Raw genomic sequence first — 20,239 nt, 5'->3', positions numbered from 1 at the left:
ACCGGAAGGACGCCGCCCATGACCTATGTGATCGCCCTGCCCTGCGTGGACGTGAAGGATCGCGCCTGCGTGGACGAGTGCCCGGTGGACTGCATCTACGAGGGCACCCGGTCGCTGTACATCCAGCCCGACGAGTGCGTGGACTGCGGCGCCTGCGAGCCGGTGTGCCCGGTCGAGGCGATCTACTACGAGGACGACGTCCCCGACCAGTGGGCCGAGTACTACGACGCGAACGTCCACTTCTTCGACGACCTCGGCGCCCCCGGCGGCGCGGCGAAGATGGGCGTCATCGACAAGGACCACCCCCTCATCGCGGCGCTGCCGCCCCAGAACTGAGCCGAGCCGCCATGACCGAGGAGACCCGCCCCGTCGGAGCCGCCCGGCGGTCGCTCGCCGGGCGCCTGCCCGCCTTCCCCTGGGACGCCCTCACCGGTGCGAAGCAGCGGGCCGCCGCCCATCCGGAGGGCCTCGTGGACCTCTCGGTCGGCACCCCCGTCGACCCGACGCCGGCCTCCGTGCAGGCCGCGCTCGCGGCCGCCGCGGACAGCCCCGGCTACCCGCAGACCATCGGCACCCCCGCACTGCGCGAGGCGCTCGTCGACTTCCTGCGCCGCCGCCGCGGGGCGGGGGAGGACCTCACCGTCGACGCGGTGCTGCCCACCGTCGGCTCCAAGGAACTGGTCGCGCACCTGCCCTTCCAGCTCGGTCTCGGGGCGGGCGATGCGGTGGCGTTCCCGCACATCGCCTATCCCACCTACGACATCGGCGCCCGGTTCGTCGGCGCCGAGCCGCTGCCCGTGGACGTGGCCGCCCTCGCCGCGCACGGCGATGCGGCGCTGCCGGATGCCGCGGCCGTCGACCGGATCCGTCTGCTCTGGCTGAACAGCCCCTCGAACCCGACGGGAGAGGTGCTCTCGGCCGCGCAGCTCGCCGCGGTGGTCACCTGGGCGCGGGAGCGCGGGATCATCGTCGCCTCCGACGAGTGCTACGCCTTGCTGCCCTGGACCGTCGACGAGGTGCCCTCGGTGCTCGATCCGCGGGTCAACGGCGGCTCTCTCGACGGGCTGCTCTGCGTGTACTCGCTGTCCAAGCAGTGCAATCTCGCCGGCTACCGGGCCGCCTTCGTCGCGGGTGATCCCGCTCTCGTCGCCGAGCTCATCGCGGTGCGCAAGCAGGCCGGGATGATGCTGCCCGGACCGATGCAGATCGCGATGACCGCCGCTCTCAGCGATGACGCGGCCGCCGCCGCCCAGCACGAGGTCTATCGCGCCCGCCGCGCCCTCCTCGCCCCCGCGGTCGAGGCGGCGGGGGGCCGGATCCACGGCTCCCAGGCCGGTCTGTACCTGTGGACGACCTTCGGCGAGGAGTCGGTGGCGAGCGTCGAACGCCTCTCCTCGGCCGGTGTGCTGGTCGCCCCCGGCATGTTCTATGGTGAGGGGGGAGGGACCTTCGTCCGCATCGCCCTCACCGCCACCGACGAGCGCATCGCCGCCGCCGCACAGCGCCTCGCGCGCCTCTGAACGATCCGACCACGCACAACGGAGAGCCCATGGATCAGCCCACGTCGACCGCCCGCCTCACCCTCGGGGAGAAGTCCCTGGACCTGCCGGTCGTCCCGTCGGTGGAGGGCAACTCCGGCGTCGGGATCGGCCCGCTGCGCAAGGAGACCGGGGACGTCACCTACGACCCCGGTTTCATGAACACCGCCAACGCCAAGTCGGCGATCACCTACATCGACGGCGACGAGGGGATCCTGCGCTACCGCGGCTACCCAATCGAGCAGCTGGCCGAGAGCTCGACCTTCCTCGAGGTGTCCTACCTCCTGATCCACGGCGAGCTGCCCACGCAGGGCCAGCTCGAGAACTTCGTGGCCCAGGTCGAGCGGCGCACCCTGCTCGACGAGCGCTTCCGGCGCATGTTCGACGGCTTCCCCCGCGATGCCCACCCGATGGCGGTGCTGCAGGCGGGCGTCTCGGGCCTGTCGACCTTCTACCAGGACTCGCTGAACCCCTTCGACGAGGAGCAGGTGCGCCTGTCCTCCGTGCGGCTGCTCGCCAAGGTGCCCACCATGGCCGCCTACGCGCACCGCATCGCCCAGGGCCACGCCCTCCTCTACCCGGACAACCGGCTCTCCCTGATCGAGAACTTCCTGCGCCTGACGTTCGGCTTCCCCGTCGAGGAGTACATCGCGGATCCGGTCGTGGTGCGGGCCATGGAGCAGCTGCTGATCCTCCACGCCGATCACGAGCAGAACTGCTCCACCTCGGCGGTGCGCCTGGTCGGTTCCGCGCAGGCGAACCTGTTCACCTCGATCTCCGCCGGCATCGGCGCCCTCTCCGGTCCCGCCCACGGCGGGGCGAACGCCGCCGTGATGGAGATGCTGAACACCATCCGCGACGAGGGCATGGACCCCCGCGACTTCATGGAGAAGGTGAAGAACAAGGAGGACGGCATCCGTCTGATGGGCTTCGGCCACCGGGTCTACAAGAACTACGACCCGCGCGCGAAGTTCGTCAAGAAGATCGCCGACGACGTCCTCGAGCGGCTCGGGGTCCACGACGAGCGGCTCGAGCTGGCGATGAAGCTCGAGGAGATCGCGCTGGAGGACGACTACTTCGTCGAGCGCAAGCTCTACCCGAACGTCGACTTCTACACGGGCATCATCTACAAGGCCATCGGGTTCCCCACCCACATGTTCACGGTCCTGTTCGCGATCGGCCGCCTGCCCGGCTGGATCGCGCAGTGGCAGGAGATGATCCACGATCCCGAGACGAAGATCGGGCGCCCCCGCCAGATCTACATCGGCGAGTCCGAGCGCGACTACGTGCCGATGGAGTCCCGCACCGGCACCACCGAGCTGCGTCTCGAGCAGCTCGCCTCCGAGGTCGAGGCCGAGCGCCGCGCGTACCAGGAGAAGCTCGCGCGCGAGCGTCGCCTGGACCACTGATCCGCTGACCCGACGGGCCCGTCGGCCGCTCCGCCCGGAGCGCCGACGGGCCTCTCGCATGTCCCGCGAGGACGTGACGGGCGCGACATCGCCGCAGGTCCTCCACGGGACCAACTGCCCGGGGCGAGCCTCTCCCGCGGGCCTACGGTGGAGACATCGCGGAGGGCATCGTCCCGACCGGCCCTCCCCGCTCCCGAGGAGGATCGCCATGACGTCAGCCACCACCGATCGCGTCGCCGCCGAGGCCGCCGGAGGTGATGCCTGGGCGGGATTCACCCCCGGCCCGTGGCAGGACGGCATCGACGTGCGCGACTTCATCCAGCGCAACTACACGCCCTACGAGGGCGATGCCTCGTTCCTCGCCGGCCCCACCGAGAAGACCCTCCGGCTCTGGGACCACCTCGAGCGGACCTATCTCTCGGAGGAGCGGCGGCGCCGCGTCTACGACGTCGACACCGGGACCCCCGCGGACATCGACGCCTTCCCCGCCGGGTACATCAGCGAGGACGACGACGTGATCGTCGGCCTGCAGACCGACGTGCCGCTGAAGCGCGCCATGATGCCCAGCGGCGGCTGGCGCATGGTCGAGACCGCGATCCGGGAGGCGGGCAAGGAACCCGATCCGCGCATCCGGGAGATCTTCACCAAGCACCGCAAGACCCACAACGACGGCGTCTTCGACATCTACACCCCGCGGATCCGCGCCGCCCGCTCGAGCCACATCATCACCGGCCTGCCGGACGCCTACGGCCGCGGCCGCATCATCGGCGACTACCGCCGCCTCGCCCTGTACGGCGCGGACGCCTTGATCGCGGAGAAGAAGACCGCGAAGGACGCCGTCGCGGACCAGGGCTTCTCCGAGCACTGGGCCCGCTACCGGGAGGAGCACTCCGAGCAGATCAAGGCGCTGCAGAAGCTGATCCGCCTCGGCGAGATCTACGGTCTGGACCTGCGTCGCCCCGCGGCGACCGCCCAGGAGGCCGTGCAGTGGACCTACATGGCGTACCTCGCCTCGGTGAAGAGCCAGGACGGCGCCGCGATGTCCATCGGTCGCCTCTCCGGCTTCCTCGACGTGTACTTCCAGCGGGATCTCGCAGCGGGCACCCTCACCGAGTCCGCGGCGCAGGAGATCATCGACGCGCTCGTGATCAAGCTGCGCATCGTCCGCTTCCTGCGCACCATCGACTACGACCAGATCTTCTCCGGCGACCCCTACTGGGCGACCTGGTCCGACGCCGGCTTCGCCGAGGACGGTCGACCGCTGGTCACGAAGACCTCGTTCCGGCTGCTGCAGACCCTGCGCAACCTCGGCCCTGCCCCGGAGCCCAACATCACCATCTTCTGGGACCCTGCCCTGCCCGAGGGGTACAAGGAGTTCTGCTCCGCGATCTCCATCGAGACCTCCTCGATCCAGTACGAGTCCGACGCGCAGATCCGGGAGCGCTGGGGTGACGACGCCGCGATCGCCTGCTGCGTCTCCCCGATGCGGGTCGGCAAGCAGATGCAGTTCTTCGGCGCCCGCGTCAACGCCGGCAAGGCCCTGCTGTACGCCCTGAACGGCGGCCGCGACGAGGTCTCCGGCAAGCAGATCACCGAGCCCGGGCTGCACACCCCGATCACGGGCGAGGGACCGCTGGACTTCGACGAGGTCTGGCAGCGCTACGAGGAGATGCTCGACTGGGTGGTCGGCACCTACGTCGAGGCGCTGAACATCATCCACTACAGCCATGACCGCTACGCCTACGAGGCGATCGAGATGGCGCTGCACGACAGCGAGATCGTGCGCACCATGGGCTGCGGCATCGCGGGCCTGTCGATCGTCGCGGACTCCCTCTCCGCGATCCGCTACGCGCAGGTCACCCCGGTGCGGGACGAGACCGGACTGATCGTCGACTACGTGACCGAGGGCGAGTTCCCCCGCTACGGCAACGACGACGACCGCGCCGACGACATCGCGGCGACGATCGTGCACACCGTGATGCAGAAGATCAGCGCGATCCCTATGTACCGCGACGCGATCCCCACGCAGTCGGTGCTGACGATCACCTCGAACGTCGTCTACGGGAAGGCCACCGGGTCCTTCCCCTCGGGGCACCGGGCGGGGACGCCCTTCTCCCCGGGGGCGAACCCGGAGAACGGCGCCGACACCCACGGGATGGTCGCCTCGATGCTGTCGGTCGGCAAGCTCGACTACCAGGACGCCCTCGACGGCATCTCGCTGACCAACACCATCACCCCGCAGGGGCTCGGCCGCACCAAGGACGAGCAGGTCGCCAACCTCGTCGGCATCCTCGACGCCGGCTTCCTCATCGACCAGGACTGACGGATCCACCCGGACCGGCGGGACCTCCCCGTCGGCCGACCGCACCCACCACCCCGCACACCCCGAGGAGACACCGATGAGCACCCCCACCTTCGACAGCCGCCTGGCCTCCATGAAGGCGAACCGCGCCCGGAACAACGCCGAGTCCGGCCTGTTCCACGCCAACATCAACGTGCTGAACAAGGACACGCTGATCGACGCGATGGAGCACCCGGAGAACTACCCGAACCTGACCGTCCGCGTCTCCGGCTACGCGGTGAACTTCGTGAAGCTCACCCGCGAGCAGCAGCTCGACGTCCTGGACCGCACCTTCCACCAGGGGGCCTGACCCCGCCATGACCGACATCGCTCTCCCCGCGGTGCCCGCTCCGGCCGTGCCCCGGCGCCACGGGGCCGGGCTCGACGGGGTGGCCGCCGCAGACCTCGACCGCGCCGAGCGCCTCCGGGCGATCCGCGCGGGAGAGGTCGCCTCGGTCCACTCCTGGGAATTGGTCACCGCCGTCGACGGCCCCGGCACCCGGCTGACGGTGTTCTTCGCAGGCTGCCCGCTGCGCTGCGTCTACTGCCACAACCCCGACACCATGGAGCGGCGCCGCGGCGAGGAGGTCGAGGTCGCCGAGCTGATCCGCAAGGTCCGCCGCTACCGGCCCGTGTTCCGCTCCACCGGCGGGGGGATCACCCTCTCCGGCGGGGAGGTGCTGATGCAGCCCGCCGCCGCGGCGCGGGTGCTGCACGCGGCCCGCGAGATGGGGGTGCACACCGCGATCGACACCTCCGGCTATCTCGGCGCCGCCGCCTCCGACGCGATGCTCGAGGACGTCGACCTGGTGCTGCTGGACGTCAAGTCCGGCAGCGAGGAGGCGTACCGGGCGCTGACCGGCCGCTCCCTGCAGCCGACGATCGACTTCGGTGACCGGCTCGCCGCCCGCGGCACCGCCCGGGTGTGGATCCGCTTCGTGGTCGTCCCCGGATGGACCGACGACGTCGAGAACGTCGAGCGGGTCGCGGACATCGTCGAGCGCTGGTCCGCGGTCGTGGACCGCGTCGAGGTGCTGCCCTTCCACAACATGGGCCAGGACAAGTGGGACAGCCTCGGCATGGAGTACCGGCTCCGGGATGTCGCCCCGCCGTCCGCAGAGGTGGTCGAGCGGGTCCGCGAGCAGTTCCGTGACCGTGGGCTCACGGTCTTCTGAGGCCGGGGGCGCCCCGGACTGCTCCGGACGCCTCAGCCGCCGGCGACCAGCACCACCACTCGCTCGGTGTCGCCGCCGTCGGCGTCCGCCCAGCGCGCAGCCTGCTCGCCCCGCACCGCGCGATCCCAGACCCGACCCTGATAGCTGACCTGCACCACGGCGTCGTCGGCCGCGCGGGCCACGGCCCAGTTCGCGAGCGCCCAGCCGAGCGCCTCGTCGCCGCCGACGTCGATCACCAGGGCGGTGGCCCCCGCCCCGCCGGGCACCTGCGGCGCCGACTCGGCCGCGCCCGCGAGAGCCGTCGTGATCCGGCCCGCGTCGGTCAGGCGCGGGAACTGCCGGGCGATCTCGGCGCGGACCTGCTCGGGGGAGACGGTCGCCCCGACATCCTCGAGGGAGCAGACCAGGTTCGCCCCCGACTGCCCGGTGAGCGCGGAGGCGTACAGCCGCCCCTCGGTCTCGTGGTCCCGGTACGCCTCCGGGAAGCCGCTGCGCTGCACCTCCTGGGCCACGTCGTTGATGTCGCCCTGCGTATAGCCCTCGACCTGCTCGAGCGCGTCGTAGAAGGCGTTGGTGGAGTAGATCGGATCCATGATCTCCTCCTCCGAGCCCCACCCCTGCGAGGGCCGTTGCTGGAACAGCCCCAGCGAGTCGCGGTCGCCGTGGTCGATGTTCTGCAGGCGCGACTCCTGATAGGCCGTCGCGAGCGCGATCGACGCCGCGCGCGGCGGCATGCCCCGGTCCACGGCGATCGCGCTGATCAGCGCGGCGTTCGCGACGCGGTCGGTGGTGTAGCGGTGGCTGGTCCCGAGGCCGGAGGCGACGCAGGTCCCGGCGTGGGCGGGGGAGCCGTAGCGCTCGAGCGCGAGATAGGAGCCGCCGGCGATCCCGCCCAGCAGCAGCACCATCACCAGGGGGATCGCGAGGCGACGCGTCGCGGAGCGCGCGGGGCGGGCGCGATGCGTCACCTCGGATCCCTTCGGGTGGTGGGGGCGGGAACTGTCAGTTGGCGTGCAGCGCCTCGTTGAGGGCGACGGTCTGCCCGGCGCGGGCGACGACCTCGACCGCACCGGTCAGCGAGTTGCGGCGGAAGAGCAGGTTCGGCACGCCGGAGAGCTCACGGGCCTTGACCACGTGCGGCTCGACGCCGGCCTCGCCGACCACCGTGACCTTGGTGCCGGCGGTGACGTACAGCCCCGCCTCGACCACGCAGTCGTCGCCGAGGGCGATGCCGATCCCGGCCTCCGCGCCGATCAGCGAGCGGCGGCCGATGCGGACCCGCTCGGTGCCGCCGCCGGAGAGGGTGCCCATCGTGGAAGCGCCTCCACCCACGTCGGAGCCGTCCTCGACGATGACGCCCTGGGAGATGCGGCCCTCGATCATCGAGGTGCCGAGGGTGCCGGCGTTGAAGTTCACGAATCCCTCGTGCATCACCGTGGTGCCCTCGGCGAGGTGGGCGCCCAGGCGCACGCGGTCCGCGTCGCCGATGCGCACACCGGCGGGCAGCACGTAATCGACCATGCGCGGGAACTTGTCGACCGAGAACACCGTCGGGGTGCGTCCCGCCGCGATCAGGCGCAGGCGGGTCTCCTCGAAGCCGGTCACCGCGCAGGGACCCTCGGAGGTCCACACCACGTTGGTGAGCGCTCCGAACAGGCCGTCGAGGTTCTGGGCGTTGGGCTGCACGAGCCGGTGGGACAGCAGGTGCAGGCGCAGATAGGCGTCGGCCGCATCGGCCGGGGCGGCGGTGAGGTCGATCGCGCGGACCACGACCTCCTGGGCGGTGGCACGCACCTCGTCCTGGGTCGCGGCGGCGGCGAGCTGCGCGTGGAGGGGGTGGGCCGCGGGATCCGCGGGCGCCTCGCCGAGCTGCGGAGCCGGGTACCAGGCGTCCAGGGTCGAGCCGTCGGCGGCCAGCGTGGCCAGGCCGATGCCCCACGCGTGGGTGGCGGGAGCGGTCGTCGGAGCGGAGGTGTCCGTCGTCGAAGAAGTCATGGGGCGAGTCTACGGAGCGGTCCCGAGAAGGAGCCGGGGGAGTCCGACGGGCGGGGCGAAGGACACACGAGGACCGGGGACGTCCTGCACCGCGACGTGCCGGAGGTCGGCACCGCCGCGCCGCTCACACCGCCGGCGTCACCCCGCCCGAGGTCGCGGAGCCGACCCACTCGATCGCGCGGGCCCGGCGCACGACCCGCTCGAGCCGTCGGCCGTTCAGATGGCTCCACAGCGCCGCGGCGGCGATGAACAGTGCTCCGCCGACGAGAGCGGCGAGGGAGGAGGTCAGCAGGTCGCTCTCGCCGACGTCGAGCAGCGCGATCAGCAGCACCGCCGCCCCCGCGACGAGGGCCAGCACCCCGGCCGCGAGCAGCAGCGCGGGGCCCACGGCACGCAGGATCGCCGGGCCGGCCGATTCGCGCTGCGGCCCGATCGCCATCGGCAGGCCGCGGCCCAGCTGGCCCGGACGGTCCACGGCCCAGTCCAGCAGCGCCCGGTCCCGGCGGCGGGTCGCCACCGACCCGACGACCGCGGCCCCCAGCAGCGACAGCGCCGCCCCGCCGACGAGCCACGCCAGCTCCTCCGGGTACGCGGAGAGGGTGAGCGCCGACGCCCGGTCGCGGGGCCACGCATCGAGGACGGCGACGGCCGCCAGGAGGCCGAGCGCGGTGAGCAGGAGCAGACCTTCGAGGACCCGCCAGGGGGTCTGCCGCGCGGCACGCTGCGCCGCGGCGGCCGACTCCAGCTCCTCGACCAGCGCCTCATGGTCCTCCTCGAGCGCGACCCGACGCTCATCGGCCAGGCGCTCCGCGAACTCCTCGGGACCCGGTCCGCTGCGCAGGGAGCGGGCGTAGCGAGCGCGCTGCGCCGGGGTCAGCCAGGCCGTGAGCACGGCGGCATCGGCCAGCGCCCGCTCCTCCGGCAGCGGCGTCGACTCGGCGATCGCCCGGATCCGCGCGAGCTGACGGCCGCCCATCAGCCGCGGCATCTCCGAGGAGACGGCACGGGGCAGATGACGGGGCGGCGGCGCGGTCGACATGCGTCCATGGTCCCAGAACCCGTCGGCCGACGGTGCCCGACACGAGTCGGACCACCGCACAGGGCATCGCATACTGGGAGGATGACCGATCGCTCCGAGCCCCTGCGCACCCTCGCCGTCGTCGGCGCCGGTCCCCGCGGCACGGCGATCGTCGAACGGCTCGTCGCCGCCTCCCGCACCGAGACCTGGCAGGGGCCGCTCACCGTCCACGTGATCGATCCGCTCGTGGGGCGCGGGGGAGCGGTGTGGCGTCATGACCAGCCCGAGGTGCTGCTCATGAACACCACCACCTGCCAGACCACTCTCTACCCCGATGCGAGCTGCCATCCCCAGCTCCCCGCCGCGCACCGGGACACCCTCGCCGACCACCTCGCCGCCGAGGGATACGCCCCCACCGACTTCGCCTCCCGCGCCGCCCACGGGCGCTACCTCGCCGCCGTCCTCGAGCGCGCGATCGCCGACGCCGACCCGCAGCGGCTGCGGATCGTCCCGCACGCCGCCGAGGCGGTCGACGTCACCGGGCCCGCCGACGGTCCCCAGCGGGTGCGGCTCGATGACGGGAGGGTGCTGCGCGTCGACGCCGTCGCCCTGGCGCTCGGCCACCTCGCCACCGCCCTCGGACCCCGCTCCCAGCAGCTCGCCGACGCCGCTGAGCGCCACGGCCTGCTGCACCTCGGCCCCGCCAACCCGCTCGAGGTCGACTACGCCGCGATGCTCGGTCGCGAGGCCGTGGCCGTGCAGGGCATGGGGCTGAACTTCTACGACGCGATCGGCATGCTCACCTCCGTGGCGGGTGGCCGTTTCGTGCCGGACGACGAGGCTCCCTCGGGCCTCCGTTACCTGCCCGGCGGCGGCGAGCCGCTGCTCGTCGTCGGCTCCCGCTCGGGGATGGTCTACCGCCCGAAGCCCGACCTCGGCAGCGAGCTGCCTGCCCCCTACACGCCCGAGGTCCTCACCCCCGAGCGGGTGCTCGAGCTTGCGGTGCGCCCCGCCGGCGTGGACCACGAACGGGAGGTCATGCCGCTGATCCTCGCCGAGCTGCGCCGCGCGCTCGCCGGGGCGGGTTTTGCCGAGCTCGCCCGCGACGAGGCGCTGCTGCCGCTGCTGTTCCCCTTCGGCCGACGTGGCGGGGACGTCCGGGCCGCCGAGGACGCGCACCGCCGCACCCGCGACGTGCTGCGGGAGGCGCTGCACGCCGCAACCGCCCCCGACCCCGCGTGGGTGCTCGTGTATCGCGTGCTGATCGCGACGCGCGTGCAGGTCAACCGGCTGATCGATCTCGGTGCCTATACGACCGAGTCGGTGCGCCGCGACATCGACGGCCACCTCCGCAACGCCTTCGCCTCCTGGGCCTCGGGACCACCCGTGCTCCGCGCCCGCCAGGTGCTCGCCCTCGAGGAGGCGGGACTGGTCCGCTTCGTCGGCCCGCGGATGCACCTCGACATCGACGAGGCCGCGGGACGCTACGCCGTGCGCGGCGCAGAGGGTGCGAGCCTGCTCTGCGACGGCGTGCTCGAGGCGCACCTGCCGCCCGTGGACCTCCCCGCCTACCGCAGCCCCCTGCTCGGCGCCTGGCGCGAGCGGGGCGAGGCGCAGAAGGACTCCTGGGCGTCCCGCGGCAGCCGCACCCGTATGCTCACCGGCTCGATCGCCGTCGACGGCCTGTACACCCCCGTCGGCACCGACGGCACGGTCTACGAACGGCGCCTCATGGTGGGCGTGCCCGTCTCCACCGCGCAGCCCGGATCCGCGATCACCGCCGAGCCGGGGACCTCCGCCCAGCTGCTGCGCCACGCCGAGGCGGTCGCGCTGCGCCTCGCCCGGGCCGGAGGTGCCTGGACCGCGGAGTGAGCGAACCGTTCCGGCGGGAGTCCGACGAGCGCGGGCGAGGCACCGGCCCGCCCGCCGCGGCGCCCGTCGGCCGTGGCACGATGGCCGCCATGAGCACGAGCGACGCCCCCGCCCTGGACCCCTCCGCCCCGATCGCGGATCTCACCGCCGCGATCGTCGACATCGAGTCGGTCTCCGGGAACGAGCGCGCTCTCGCCGACGCCGTCGAGCAGACCCTCCGCCGTCGCGCCCCGCACCTCGAGGTGCTCCGCGACGGCGACACCGTGATCGCCCGCACGGACCGCGGCCTCCCGCAGCGGGTGCTGCTCGCCGGGCACCTCGACACCGTCCCCCTCGCCGGCAACCTCCCCTCCCGTCGCCGGGTGCGGGAGGGCCGCGAGGAGCTGTGGGGGCGCGGCAGCTGCGACATGAAGGGCGGGGTCGCCGTGCTGCTGGCCCTGGCCGTCGAGGCCGACGCCGCCCCCATGGACCTCACCTGGATCTTCTACGACCACGAGGAGGTCGCCGCGGCCGACAACTCCCTCACCCGCCTCGCGGCCGAGCGGCCCGAGCTGCTCGCGGCCGACTTCGCGATCCTCGGCGAGCCGACCTCCGCCGGCGTCGAGGGCGGCTGCAAGGGCACCATGAAGCTCGAGGTCACGGCTCGTGGGATCGCCGCCCACTCCGCCCGGGACTGGGTGGGGGACAACGCGATCCACCATCTCGCCCCCGTCCTCGAGCGGCTCGCCGCCTACGAGGCGCGCCGCGCCGTGATCGACGGGCTCGAGTACCGCGAGTGCCTGAACGCCGTCGCGATCAGCGGCGGCATCGCCGGGAACGTCATCCCGGACCGGGCGAGCGCCACCCTGAACTACCGCTTCGCCCCGGACACCTCCGTCGAGCAGGCCGAGGCGCACGTGCGCGAGGTCCTCGCCGGCCTCGACCTCGACATCGAGGTGACCGACGCCGCGCCCGGCGCCCTGCCCGGTCTCGACACCGCCCCGGCCCGCGCCTTCCTCGCCGCCCTCGGCGCGGACGTCCCGATCGCCGCGAAGCAGGGCTGGACCGACGTCTCCCGCTTCGCCGCCCTCGGCACGCCCGCGGTCAACTTCGGCCCCGGGGACCCGCTGCTCGCCCACACCGACGACGAGCACGTCCCGGTCGCGGACCTCGAGGCGGCCCTCGCAGGATTGCGGAGGTTCCTCGCGCCGTCGTCCCCGGCGACTACGCTCGACGCATGAGCACCGAGAAGTCCTCGACCCCCGACAGCGCCGCTCCGACCCCGGACAGCGCCGCGCTGCGCGACCGCGAGCATCGCAAGGGGCCGGTCACCCTGCGCGGGGCCCAGCGCCCCACCCGCACCACCGACCAGCGCCTGCTCGAGGAGGACGGCCCCGGCGACTGGGTCCATTCCGACCCCTGGCGGGTGCTGCGCATCCAGTCCGAGTTCGTCGAGGGCTTCGGGGCTCTCGCCGAGCTGGGCCCGGCCGTGTCCATCTTCGGCTCCGCGCGTCTCCCCGCCGGGCACCCGCACTACGAGCTGGCCCGGGAGATTGCCGCCGGCATCGTGGAGATGGGCTACGCGGTGATCACCGGCGGCGGCCCCGGCATCATGGAGGCCGGCAACCGCGGCGCCAAGGAAGCGGGCGGCGTCTCCGTCGGCCTCGGCATCGAGCTGCCGCACGAGCAGGGGATGAACCAGTACGTCGACCTCGGCGTCGACTTCCGCTACTTCTTCGCCCGCAAGACCATGTTCGTGAAGTACTCCAGCGGCTTCGTCGTCATGCCCGGCGGTTACGGCACCTTCGACGAGCTCTTCGAGGCCCTGTGCCTCATGCAGACCCACAAGGTCGAGATGTTCCCCGTGGTGCTCGTCGGCCGCGCCTACTGGCAGGGGCTGCTCGACTGGCTGCGCAGCGCCGTGCTGGACGAGGCCACCATCAACCCCGAGGACATCGACCTGCTGCGCGTGGTGGACACCGCGGAGGAAGCCCTCGCGGTGCTGCGGGAGGCGGCGCAGCGGTGACCGCCGCGAGCCCGATGGTGCTCCTGCTGCTGCTCGTCGCAGTGGTCGTCGGCGTGGTCCTGGTGCTGGTCGCGCTCGGCCGGATCGGGGGCGGGATCGAGCTCCCGCGGAGGCGTCACCGGGCACGGCGCTCCAGCAGGTCCGAGGACCTGAGATAATGGACACCGTACCCGCGCTGTCCGAGGCCCCGTCCGGGGGAGCACCTCGGGGCAGCGACACATCAAGGAGGCACGCCATGGCCGCTATGAAGCCGCGCACCGGAGACGGTCCGCTCGAGGTCGTCGAGGAAGGTCGCAGCATCATCATGCGCGTCCCGCTCGAGGGGGGCGGCCGTCTGGTCGTCGAGATCTCGGCAGCGGAGGCCGAGGAGCTGCGTGACGCCCTCGGCGGCGTCATCAAGGCCTGATCCACGGCATCAGCCGCTCTCGGGGCCTCGCACCGCACGGTGCGAGGCCCCGTTGCTGTGCGGAGGCGGGGTGTGCGGCGGGCCCGGCGAGGGACATGCTCAACTCCCGCCCGGCCGCCGGGGAACCCCCACCGGCCCTCAACTCCCGCCCGGCCACGGGAAACCCCACAGACTTGGGCTTATCGGCGCCGAATAAGCCCCAGTCTGCGGGGTTTGCGCGGGCGTGAGGGGACGGCGACCTCGGGGGCGTGGGGGAGGGTGACCTCGGGGGCGTGGGGGAGGGTGACCTCGGGGGCGTGAGGGACGCGAGGGGAGCGGGGCCTCGGGGCAGGGGGCCCTCAGGGGCGGAGCACGGCGGCGAGCACGCCGTCGCCGCTGCTGGTCAGGACGCTGACGAGGTCCTCGCACTCCGAGACCGCGCGGAGCAGTTCGCGGACCGCGCGCGTCGAGGCGTCGCGGGCCGCAGGATCCGCGACCCGGTCGTGGAAGAGGGCGTGCGGCACGACGAGCACGCCGCCGGGGCGCAGCAGCCGACGGGCATGCTGCAGCAGATCCAGGGAATGCGGTGCCTGAGCGGGGAAGCACACCAGGTCGTAGGCGTGGTCGGTCAGCCGGCCCACCACCTCCCGGGGCTGCCCCGCGATCGTGCGCACGCGGGGAGTGCGCACCCGCGCCTCGGAGAAGGCCTCCCGGGCGGCGCGCTGGTTCTCGACCTCGGGATCGATGGTGGTCAGCACCCCGTCGGGATGCATCCCGGAGAGCAGGTAGAGCGAGCCGACTCCGCTGCCGGTGCCGATCTCCACGGCGGTGCGGGCCTGCACCGCGGCGGCCAGCATGCGCATCAGCGCGCCCGCTCCGGGCAGGACGGGGGCGGCGCCAAGCTCGTTACCGCGATCGCGCGCCCGAGCGAGCACGCCATCGTCGGCGAACAGGGACGCCTCGTCGAGGAACTCCTCGCCATGGGCCCAGCTGGCCACCTTTCCGGACGACATCCGCGCTCCCTCTCCGTCGCTGCTCCTGACCGGCCAACTGTACGACAGAGCCTGGGACCGGCCCACTGCTCCCGGTGCAATAATGGCACCGCTAATCGTCGGACCGGATCAACAGGTGGAGCATGGGCGGCACAGGATTCATGGGACTGGGCGGGTGGGAGCTCGTCATCCTGCTGATCGTGTTCCTGCTCTTCGTCGGTCCGCAACGACTTCCCGAGGTCACGCGGCAGCTCGTCACCTGGGTCCGCCAGGCCCGTCGCTGGGTCGACGACTCCCGCGCCACGGTCGAGGACGAGATGGGCATCGCCATCGACGACCTGCGCAAGTACGACCCGCGCCAGTACGATCCCCGGCGCATCATCCGCGAGGCCTGGGGTGACACCTCCCTCGAGGACATCATGCCCAGCAAGGAGGCGCTCAGCATCGCCGCCGGCGGTGCCGCCGCGGGCGCGGCCGCCTCCCGGTCCAAGAGCTCCGCGAAGGGCAAGAAGAAGGACGAGGGGCCGCAGCGCGCCCCCTTCGACCCCGAGGCCACCTGAGCCCGAGGCCACCTGAGCCCGAGGCCACCCGAGTCGGCCGGCGACGCCGGACCTCCGGGTCGCTCCCGGCCGTTGCCGGTCGAGCGCCGACGAGAACGGTCTCCCGGGAGAGTCAGTCGGGTACGTCCGTCGGGCTCGTCAGCTCCGGGTGACCGACAGCGGCAGCTTCATCCCGCCCAGTCCGCGCGGAGCCCGGGTGAGCGAGCGGGCGACCTCCCGCAGCGCGGTCGCCGCGGGGGAGTCCGGATCCGAGACCACGAGGGGCACGCCCTGGTCCGCGCCCTCGCGCAGGGCGGGCTCGAGCGGGATCCGTCCCAGCACCGGCACGGGATGCTCCACGGCCCCGGCGAGGGTCGCGGCGACCCGGTCCCCGCCGCCCGTGCCGAAGACGTCCATCACGCTGCCGTCGGGCAGGGCGAGCCCGGCCATGTTCTCCACGACGCCGGCGACCTCCTGCTCGGTCGAGGTGGCGAGGGAGCCGACGCGCTCGGCGACCGAGGCCGCGGACTGCTGCGGGGTCGTCACCACCAGCATCTTCGCCCCGGGCAGCAGCTGCGCGACCGAGATCGCGACATCGCCCGTGCCGGGCGGCAGGTCCAGCAGCAGCACGTCGAGATCGCCCCAGAAGACGTCGGAGGCGAACTGCTCGATCGCCCGGTGCATCTTCGGCCCGCGCCAGACGACGGCCTGACCCTCCGGCACGAACATGCCGATGCTCATCACCGCGACGCCGTGGGCCTGCGGCGGCATCAGCAGGTCGGAGACCTTCGTCGGCTGCTCGGTGATCCCGAACATCCCCGGCATCGAGAAGCCGTGGATGTCGGCGTCGATGACGCCGACGCGCAGACCGTCGGCGGCCATCGCCGCCGCGAGGTTCGCGGTCACCGTCGACTTCCCGACACCGCCCTTGCCGGAGGAGACGGCGTAGATGCGGGTGAGGTTCCCGGGCTGGTTGAAGGGGATCTGGCGTCGGCCCTGGCGCAGCCGCTCGGTCAGGGCGCGTCGCTGTTCCTCGGTCATCGCCGAGGTGGAGACCTCGACGCGGGTCAGCCCGGGAACGGTCGCGGTGGCCTCGGCGGTGTCCCGCTCGATGCGGTCCCGCATGGGGCAGCCCTCGATGGTCACGAGCACCTCGACGCGCGCGACGCCCTCGGCATCGACCGTCACCTCGTCGACCATGCCCAGCTCGGTGATGGGCCGGTGGATCTCGGGGTCGATCACCCCGGTGAGCGCCTCGTGGATCTGCGCGACTCGGGGGTCGACGCCCCCGTGCTCCGTGCTGGTCATCGGGTCTCGGGCTCCTCGGGGGCGGGGGTCGGGGTGGTGTCGGGGCCGACGGGGGACGGGTCGGCTGCGAGGACCCCCCGGCCGACGGGGGCGTCCGCCCCGGCGGAGGCGGGGCCACCGCCTGCGAGCGCGGCGGCGAGCTCCTCGCGCACCATGGTGCGCAGCAGTTCCAGGTCGGGCGCGGCGAGGGCGGGTGTCCGCGGGTCGGCGCGATCGGCCGCGGCGCCCCGGCCGGAGGCACCGCTGCGGGCGCCGGGCTTCTCCTCGGGCTCGAGCTCCTCGAGCAGATCTCGCAGCTCGCCGCGCACGAAGTCGCGCGTGGCGACGTCGTTCAGGGCCAGGCGCAGGCCCGCGATCTCGCGGGTGATGAAGTCGGTGGTGGCGTGATTGCGCTCGTTGGACTGCCGGTCCTGCTCGGCCTGCACGCGGTCGCGGTCGTCCTGGCGGTTCTGCGCGAGCAGCAGCAGCGGTGCGGCGTAGGAGGCCTGCAGGGACAGGATCAGCGTGAGCAGGGTGAAGTTCAGCGCCCGCGGATCGAACTGCGCTGACTCCGGCGCGAGCGAGTTCCAGGTGAGCCAGACGGCGCAGAAGACCGTCATCGCGACGAGGAAGGCGGGGGTGCCCATCGCGCGGGCGAAGGCCTCCGCCCCGCGGCCGAAGGCGTCCCCGGAGAGGGGATTGCGCGGCAGCAGACGGCGGTTGCGGGGCGCCGGGTCGTCGAGGTTCCCCGAGGAGTGCTCGGCCATCATCCCTCCCCCTCCCGGCTGTCGCGGGCGGTGGCCCGCGCGATCTCGGACAGGTCGATCTGCCCGGTGATGGGGCGCGGCTCGTCCTCCTCGCGCCAGTCCTCGGGCAGGACGTGGTCGAGCACGTCGTCGACCGTCACCGCGCCGAGCAGGCGCCCGTCGTCGTCGATCACGGGGATCGAGACCAGGTTGTAGGTCGCCATCTCGCGCGTGACCTCGGAGAGGTGGGCGGAGGGGGCGACCGCGACCTTGTCCGCGTCGAGCAGGTCGCCGACCGCGCGGTCGGGTCGCTCGCGCAGCAACTGCTGGAAGTGGACGATGCCCAGCAGCTTCCCCGTCGGCGTCTCGAGCGGGGAGCGACACACGTGCACCGTCGAGGCGAGCGCGGCGTGCAGCTGCTCGCGGCTGATCATCGCCAGGCACGTCGCGACGGGCGTCTCGGGGGCGACGACCAGCGGCTCCGTGGTCATCATGCCGCCCGCGGTGTACTCGTCGTACGCCAGCAGGCGGCGGACGTCCTCCGCCTCCTCGGGCTCCATCAGGTCCAGCAGCTCCGAGGCGACCTGCTCGGGCAGCTCCTGGACGAGGTCCGCGGCGTCGTCGGGATCCATCACGTCGAGCACGTCGGCAGCACGGGTCGCGTCCAGACCGGTGACCACCTCGACGCGCACGTCCTCCGGCAGCTCCTCGAGCACGTCGGCGAGGCGCTCGTCGGACAGCTCCGCGGCGAGTTCGATGCGCCGCTTCGCCTCGAGCTCCTGGATGATCTCGGCGAGGTCGGCGGGGTTCAGCTCCTGATAGGACGCGGCGAGCAGGTGCGCGGACTGCTCGGCCTGCGTGCCGTACAGCCCGGTCACCTGATCCGGCGTGACCGTGAGGGTCGCCCCGCGGCTGACGAGCCGCGACAGGGAGCCTCCCTTGGCGCGGCGGCGCACGTGCAGGCGCGAGACCTCCCAGTCGCGGTGCCGGTTCTGGTCCAGCGCGATGTCCAGCACCGTCGACTCGCCGCTGCCGTCGGTGAGGGTCACCACGCGGTCCAGCAGGTCGCCGATCACGAGCAGCTCGCCGGCGCGCTTCTCGAAGCGGCGCACGTTGAGCACCCCGGTCGAGATCACCTGTCCGGGGGAGATGGAGGTGACACGGGTGATGGGGAGGAACACGCGGCGCTTGGCCGCGACCTCGACGACGAATCCCACCGCGCGCGCCGGGGCCCGGTTCTGGGGCACCACGACGACGTCGCGCACGGTCGCCACCGCGTCCCCGATCGGGTCGAAGACGGAGGTGCCGGCGAGGCGGGCGGCGTAGAAGCGCGGCGTCTGGGTGGTGCTCACCTGCCCAGGGTAGCCATCCAGGCCTCGACGTCGTCAGCGCGGCGGGGCGCCGCGGCCGAGAGGTTCTCCACTCCGTCGGCGGTCACCAGCACGTCGTCCTCGATGCGCACGCCGATGCCGCGCAGCTCCTCGGGCACGAGCAGGTCGTTCTCCTTGAAGTAGAGGCCCGGTTCGATGGTGAAGACCATGCCCTCGGCGAGCTCCGCGTCCAGGTACATCTCCCGCCGCGCCTGCGCGCAGTCATGCACGTCCATGCCCAGGTGGTGGCTCGTGCCGTGCACCATCCAGCGGCGGTGCCACTGGCCCTCGGGGGCGAGGGACTCCGCGGCGGTGCCGGGCAGCAGGCCCCATTCCTCGAGGTGGCGGGCCACGACCTCCATCGCGGTCGCGTGCAGGTCGCGGAACCGCAGGCCGGGTCGGGCGACGGCGAAGACGGCGTCGGCCGCCTCGAGCACCGCCTCGTAGACCTTCCGCTGGGCGGGGGAGAAGGTGCCGGAGACCGGGAGGGTGCGGGTGACGTCGGCCGTGTACAGCGAGTCGACCTCGACGCCGGCATCGACCAGGACCAGGTCCTCCGGGCGCACCTGGCCGTCGTTGCGGATCCAGTGCAGGGTGCAGGCGTGGTCGCCCGCGGCGGCGATGGTGTCGTAGCCGACGCCGTTGCCGTCGGCCCGCGCGGTGCGGGCGAAGACGCCCTCGATGATCCGCTCGCCGCGCGCATGCGCGACGGCCTCGGGGAGATGCGCGACGACCTGCTCGAAGCCGCGGATCGTGGCGTCGACGGCGGCCCGCATCTGCTCGATCTCGTAGGCGTCCTTGACCAGCCGCTGCTCGCTCGCGGCCTCCTTCAGCGCGGCGTGCTCGGCCTGCGCCTCGTCCCCGCCGGGCAGTCCGTTCTGGGTGCGGATCTCCTCGACCATCGCCTCGACGGCCGCGTCGACACCGGGCATCACCGCGAGGGAGAGCTGGGCGCCGACGTCCTTCGCGAGGTGATCGCGCAGCTCGTCGATGTGGCGCACCTCGACGCCGAGACGACCGGAGGCCTCCTCGACGGTGGGGCGGCGTCCCACCCACATCTCCCCGTAGCGGGAGTCCGCGTAGAACTCGCTCGAGTCGAAGCCCGCGCGGGGGCGGAAGAAATAGGTCGCCCGGGCGGTGTCCGGATCCTCCGGCGAGGGCTCGACCACGAGCACGCTGTCGGGCTCCTCATCGGTGCCGAGGCCGCTGTAGTAGGCGAAGGCGGTGTCGGGGCGGAAGGGGTAGTCGGTGTCGTTCGAGCGCACCTTCAGCACCCCGGCGGGGAGCACCAGGCGGGTCGCCGGCAGGCGGCGCACGAGCGCATCGCGACGTGCCGGGGTGTGCGCCGACGCGGGCAGCGGCTCCGCCGCGGGGACCGTCTCGTCCCACCCGGAGGCGATGAACTCGCGGAACGCCTCGTTGGTGGGGCGCTGCGAGCGCGAGTCACCGCGGGAGGAGAGGTCCTTGGCCGCGCTCCCGGAGGCCTCCGGGGTCGAGGGGTCCTGCGGGGTCGGGGTGTCCTGCGGGGTCGAGGTGTCCATCCCCCGATCGTCTCACGCGGCCCACT

At 72.8% G+C, this 20,239-nt stretch carries 19 protein-coding genes and 1 pseudogene; 12 read left to right on the top strand and 8 right to left on the bottom strand.

Translation table 11 applies throughout. The features are described 5' to 3' along the window. Positions 1-18: 18 nt before the first annotated feature. The 6 genes and pseudogenes from fdxA to pflA all read left to right on the top strand — a co-directional run bounded on the left by fdxA (position 19) and on the right by pflA (position 6,463). Positions 19-336: a ferredoxin gene (gene fdxA, locus ACZCAH_RS11660; RefSeq protein WP_329744830.1), complete on the top strand. Its 318-nt coding sequence runs from the start codon at positions 19-21 to the stop codon at positions 334-336. An 11-nt stretch (positions 337-347) separates the two neighbouring features. Further along, entirely contained in the window at positions 348-1,520 is a 1,173-nt protein-coding gene (dapC, locus tag ACZCAH_RS11655; RefSeq protein WP_464341233.1) for a succinyldiaminopimelate transaminase, read from the top strand. Positions 1,521-1,549: 29 nt separating this feature from the next. Then, positions 1,550-2,947 carry a citrate synthase gene (locus tag ACZCAH_RS11650; protein WP_464341232.1) on the top strand — a complete coding sequence of 466 codons (1,398 nt, stop codon included), beginning with the start codon at positions 1,550-1,552 and terminating at the stop codon, positions 2,945-2,947. A gap of 208 nt (positions 2,948-3,155) precedes the next feature. Then, entirely contained in the window at positions 3,156-5,270 is a 2,115-nt protein-coding gene (locus ACZCAH_RS11645; RefSeq protein WP_464341231.1) for a pyruvate formate lyase family protein, read from the top strand. Positions 5,271-5,415: 145 nt separating this feature from the next. Further along, positions 5,416-5,598, top strand: a pseudogene (locus ACZCAH_RS11640) (glycine radical domain-containing protein); the annotation flags it as partial. Positions 5,599-5,605: 7 nt separating this feature from the next. Further along, on the top strand, positions 5,606-6,463 hold the full coding sequence (pflA, locus tag ACZCAH_RS11635) for a pyruvate formate-lyase-activating protein (RefSeq protein ID WP_464341230.1): 858 nt from the start codon (positions 5,606-5,608) through the stop codon (positions 6,461-6,463). 32 nt (positions 6,464-6,495) lie between these two features. Here pflA and ACZCAH_RS11630 read toward each other — a convergent pair whose 3' ends face one another. The 3 genes from ACZCAH_RS11630 to ACZCAH_RS11620 all read right to left on the bottom strand — a co-directional run bounded on the left by ACZCAH_RS11630 (position 6,496) and on the right by ACZCAH_RS11620 (position 9,497). Beyond that, a complete protein-coding gene (locus ACZCAH_RS11630) occupies positions 6,496-7,371 on the bottom strand; it encodes a hypothetical protein (protein ID WP_464341318.1) in 876 nt (291 codons plus the stop codon). 94 nt (positions 7,372-7,465) lie between these two features. Beyond that, positions 7,466-8,458 carry a 2,3,4,5-tetrahydropyridine-2,6-dicarboxylate N-succinyltransferase gene (gene dapD / locus ACZCAH_RS11625; protein WP_464341229.1) on the bottom strand — a complete coding sequence of 331 codons (993 nt, stop codon included), beginning with the start codon at positions 8,456-8,458 and terminating at the stop codon, positions 7,466-7,468. Positions 8,459-8,582: 124 nt separating this feature from the next. After that, a complete protein-coding gene (locus ACZCAH_RS11620) occupies positions 8,583-9,497 on the bottom strand; it encodes a hypothetical protein (RefSeq protein WP_464341228.1) in 915 nt (304 codons plus the stop codon). 81 nt (positions 9,498-9,578) lie between these two features. On the opposite strand from ACZCAH_RS11620, the gene ACZCAH_RS11615 reads away from it, so the two are divergent. The 5 genes from ACZCAH_RS11615 (at position 9,579) to ACZCAH_RS11595 (ending at position 13,759) form a co-directional block, all read left to right on the top strand. Then, on the top strand, positions 9,579-11,348 hold the full coding sequence (locus ACZCAH_RS11615) for an FAD/NAD(P)-binding protein (RefSeq protein ID WP_464341227.1): 1,770 nt from the start codon (positions 9,579-9,581) through the stop codon (positions 11,346-11,348). Positions 11,349-11,437: 89 nt separating this feature from the next. Next, on the top strand, positions 11,438-12,568 hold the full coding sequence (gene dapE / locus ACZCAH_RS11610; protein WP_464341226.1) for a succinyl-diaminopimelate desuccinylase: 1,131 nt from the start codon (positions 11,438-11,440) through the stop codon (positions 12,566-12,568). Continuing rightward, entirely contained in the window at positions 12,565-13,353 is a 789-nt protein-coding gene (locus tag ACZCAH_RS11605) for an LOG family protein (protein WP_464341225.1), read from the top strand. The genes dapE and ACZCAH_RS11605 overlap by 4 nt, the downstream gene beginning before the upstream one ends. Then, a complete protein-coding gene (locus ACZCAH_RS11600; RefSeq protein WP_329749523.1) occupies positions 13,350-13,511 on the top strand; it encodes a hypothetical protein in 162 nt (53 codons plus the stop codon). Before ACZCAH_RS11605 ends, ACZCAH_RS11600 begins: the two co-directional genes overlap by 4 nt. 77 nt (positions 13,512-13,588) lie before the next feature. Next, a complete protein-coding gene (locus tag ACZCAH_RS11595; protein ID WP_329744843.1) occupies positions 13,589-13,759 on the top strand; it encodes a DUF3117 domain-containing protein in 171 nt (56 codons plus the stop codon). A gap of 338 nt (positions 13,760-14,097) precedes the next feature. Here ACZCAH_RS11595 and ACZCAH_RS11590 read toward each other — a convergent pair whose 3' ends face one another. After that, on the bottom strand, positions 14,098-14,751 hold the full coding sequence (locus ACZCAH_RS11590) for an O-methyltransferase (protein WP_464341224.1): 654 nt from the start codon (positions 14,749-14,751) through the stop codon (positions 14,098-14,100). A gap of 122 nt (positions 14,752-14,873) precedes the next feature. Here ACZCAH_RS11590 and ACZCAH_RS11585 point away from each other — a divergent pair, with 122 nt between their 5' ends. Next, entirely contained in the window at positions 14,874-15,290 is a 417-nt protein-coding gene (locus ACZCAH_RS11585) for a twin-arginine translocase TatA/TatE family subunit (RefSeq protein ID WP_464341223.1), read from the top strand. 138 nt (positions 15,291-15,428) lie between these two features. Here ACZCAH_RS11585 and ACZCAH_RS11580 read toward each other — a convergent pair whose 3' ends face one another. From ACZCAH_RS11580 to ACZCAH_RS11565, 4 genes are read right to left on the bottom strand one after another with little or no spacing between them, the layout of a single operon-like run. Then, positions 15,429-16,577 carry an Mrp/NBP35 family ATP-binding protein gene (locus tag ACZCAH_RS11580; RefSeq protein WP_464341222.1) on the bottom strand — a complete coding sequence of 383 codons (1,149 nt, stop codon included), beginning with the start codon at positions 16,575-16,577 and terminating at the stop codon, positions 15,429-15,431. Continuing rightward, complete coding sequence (locus tag ACZCAH_RS11575) at positions 16,574-17,323, bottom strand: DUF1003 domain-containing protein (RefSeq protein ID WP_464341221.1); 750 nt, start codon at positions 17,321-17,323, stop codon at positions 16,574-16,576. Before ACZCAH_RS11575 ends, ACZCAH_RS11580 begins: the two co-directional genes overlap by 4 nt. After that, on the bottom strand, positions 17,323-18,654 hold the full coding sequence (locus ACZCAH_RS11570; protein ID WP_464341220.1) for a magnesium transporter MgtE N-terminal domain-containing protein: 1,332 nt from the start codon (positions 18,652-18,654) through the stop codon (positions 17,323-17,325). The genes ACZCAH_RS11575 and ACZCAH_RS11570 overlap by 1 nt, the downstream gene beginning before the upstream one ends. Next, on the bottom strand, positions 18,651-20,213 hold the full coding sequence (locus ACZCAH_RS11565) for an aminopeptidase P family protein (protein ID WP_464341219.1): 1,563 nt from the start codon (positions 20,211-20,213) through the stop codon (positions 18,651-18,653). The genes ACZCAH_RS11570 and ACZCAH_RS11565 overlap by 4 nt, the downstream gene beginning before the upstream one ends. Positions 20,214-20,239 lie beyond the last annotated feature (26 nt).

Source organism: Brachybacterium sp. B718/18 (assembly GCF_055454375.1).
Note: the sequence above shows the minus strand (reverse complement) of the source record. Positions and strands in the feature narration are given on the sequence as shown.

Excerpts from the sequence above, each read along its gene's own strand:
- ACZCAH_RS11645 (WP_464341231.1), top strand. The coding sequence starts at position 3,156 with ATGACGTCAGCCACCACCGATCGCGTCGCCGCCGAGGCCGCCGGAGGT.
- ACZCAH_RS11630 (WP_464341318.1), bottom strand. The coding sequence starts at position 7,371 with ATGGTGCTGCTGCTGGGCGGGATCGCCGGCGGCTCCTATCTCGCGCTC.
- dapE (WP_464341226.1), top strand. The coding sequence starts at position 11,438 with ATGAGCACGAGCGACGCCCCCGCCCTGGACCCCTCCGCCCCGATCGCG.
- ACZCAH_RS11615 (WP_464341227.1), top strand. The coding sequence starts at position 9,579 with ATGACCGATCGCTCCGAGCCCCTGCGCACCCTCGCCGTCGTCGGCGCC.
- ACZCAH_RS11650 (WP_464341232.1), top strand. The coding sequence starts at position 1,550 with ATGGATCAGCCCACGTCGACCGCCCGCCTCACCCTCGGGGAGAAGTCC.
- ACZCAH_RS11595 (WP_329744843.1), top strand. The coding sequence starts at position 13,589 with ATGGCCGCTATGAAGCCGCGCACCGGAGACGGTCCGCTCGAGGTCGTC.
- ACZCAH_RS11620 (WP_464341228.1), bottom strand. The coding sequence starts at position 9,497 with ATGTCGACCGCGCCGCCGCCCCGTCATCTGCCCCGTGCCGTCTCCTCG.
- ACZCAH_RS11590 (WP_464341224.1), bottom strand. The coding sequence starts at position 14,751 with ATGTCGTCCGGAAAGGTGGCCAGCTGGGCCCATGGCGAGGAGTTCCTC.
- ACZCAH_RS11585 (WP_464341223.1), top strand. The coding sequence starts at position 14,874 with ATGGGCGGCACAGGATTCATGGGACTGGGCGGGTGGGAGCTCGTCATC.
- fdxA (WP_329744830.1), top strand. The coding sequence starts at position 19 with ATGACCTATGTGATCGCCCTGCCCTGCGTGGACGTGAAGGATCGCGCC.
- ACZCAH_RS11605 (WP_464341225.1), top strand. The coding sequence starts at position 12,565 with ATGAGCACCGAGAAGTCCTCGACCCCCGACAGCGCCGCTCCGACCCCG.
- dapD (WP_464341229.1), bottom strand. The coding sequence starts at position 8,458 with ATGACTTCTTCGACGACGGACACCTCCGCTCCGACGACCGCTCCCGCC.
- ACZCAH_RS11565 (WP_464341219.1), bottom strand. The coding sequence starts at position 20,213 with ATGGACACCTCGACCCCGCAGGACACCCCGACCCCGCAGGACCCCTCG.
- ACZCAH_RS11580 (WP_464341222.1), bottom strand. The coding sequence starts at position 16,577 with ATGACCAGCACGGAGCACGGGGGCGTCGACCCCCGAGTCGCGCAGATC.
- pflA (WP_464341230.1), top strand. The coding sequence starts at position 5,606 with ATGACCGACATCGCTCTCCCCGCGGTGCCCGCTCCGGCCGTGCCCCGG.
- ACZCAH_RS11575 (WP_464341221.1), bottom strand. The coding sequence starts at position 17,323 with ATGGCCGAGCACTCCTCGGGGAACCTCGACGACCCGGCGCCCCGCAAC.
- dapC (WP_464341233.1), top strand. The coding sequence starts at position 348 with ATGACCGAGGAGACCCGCCCCGTCGGAGCCGCCCGGCGGTCGCTCGCC.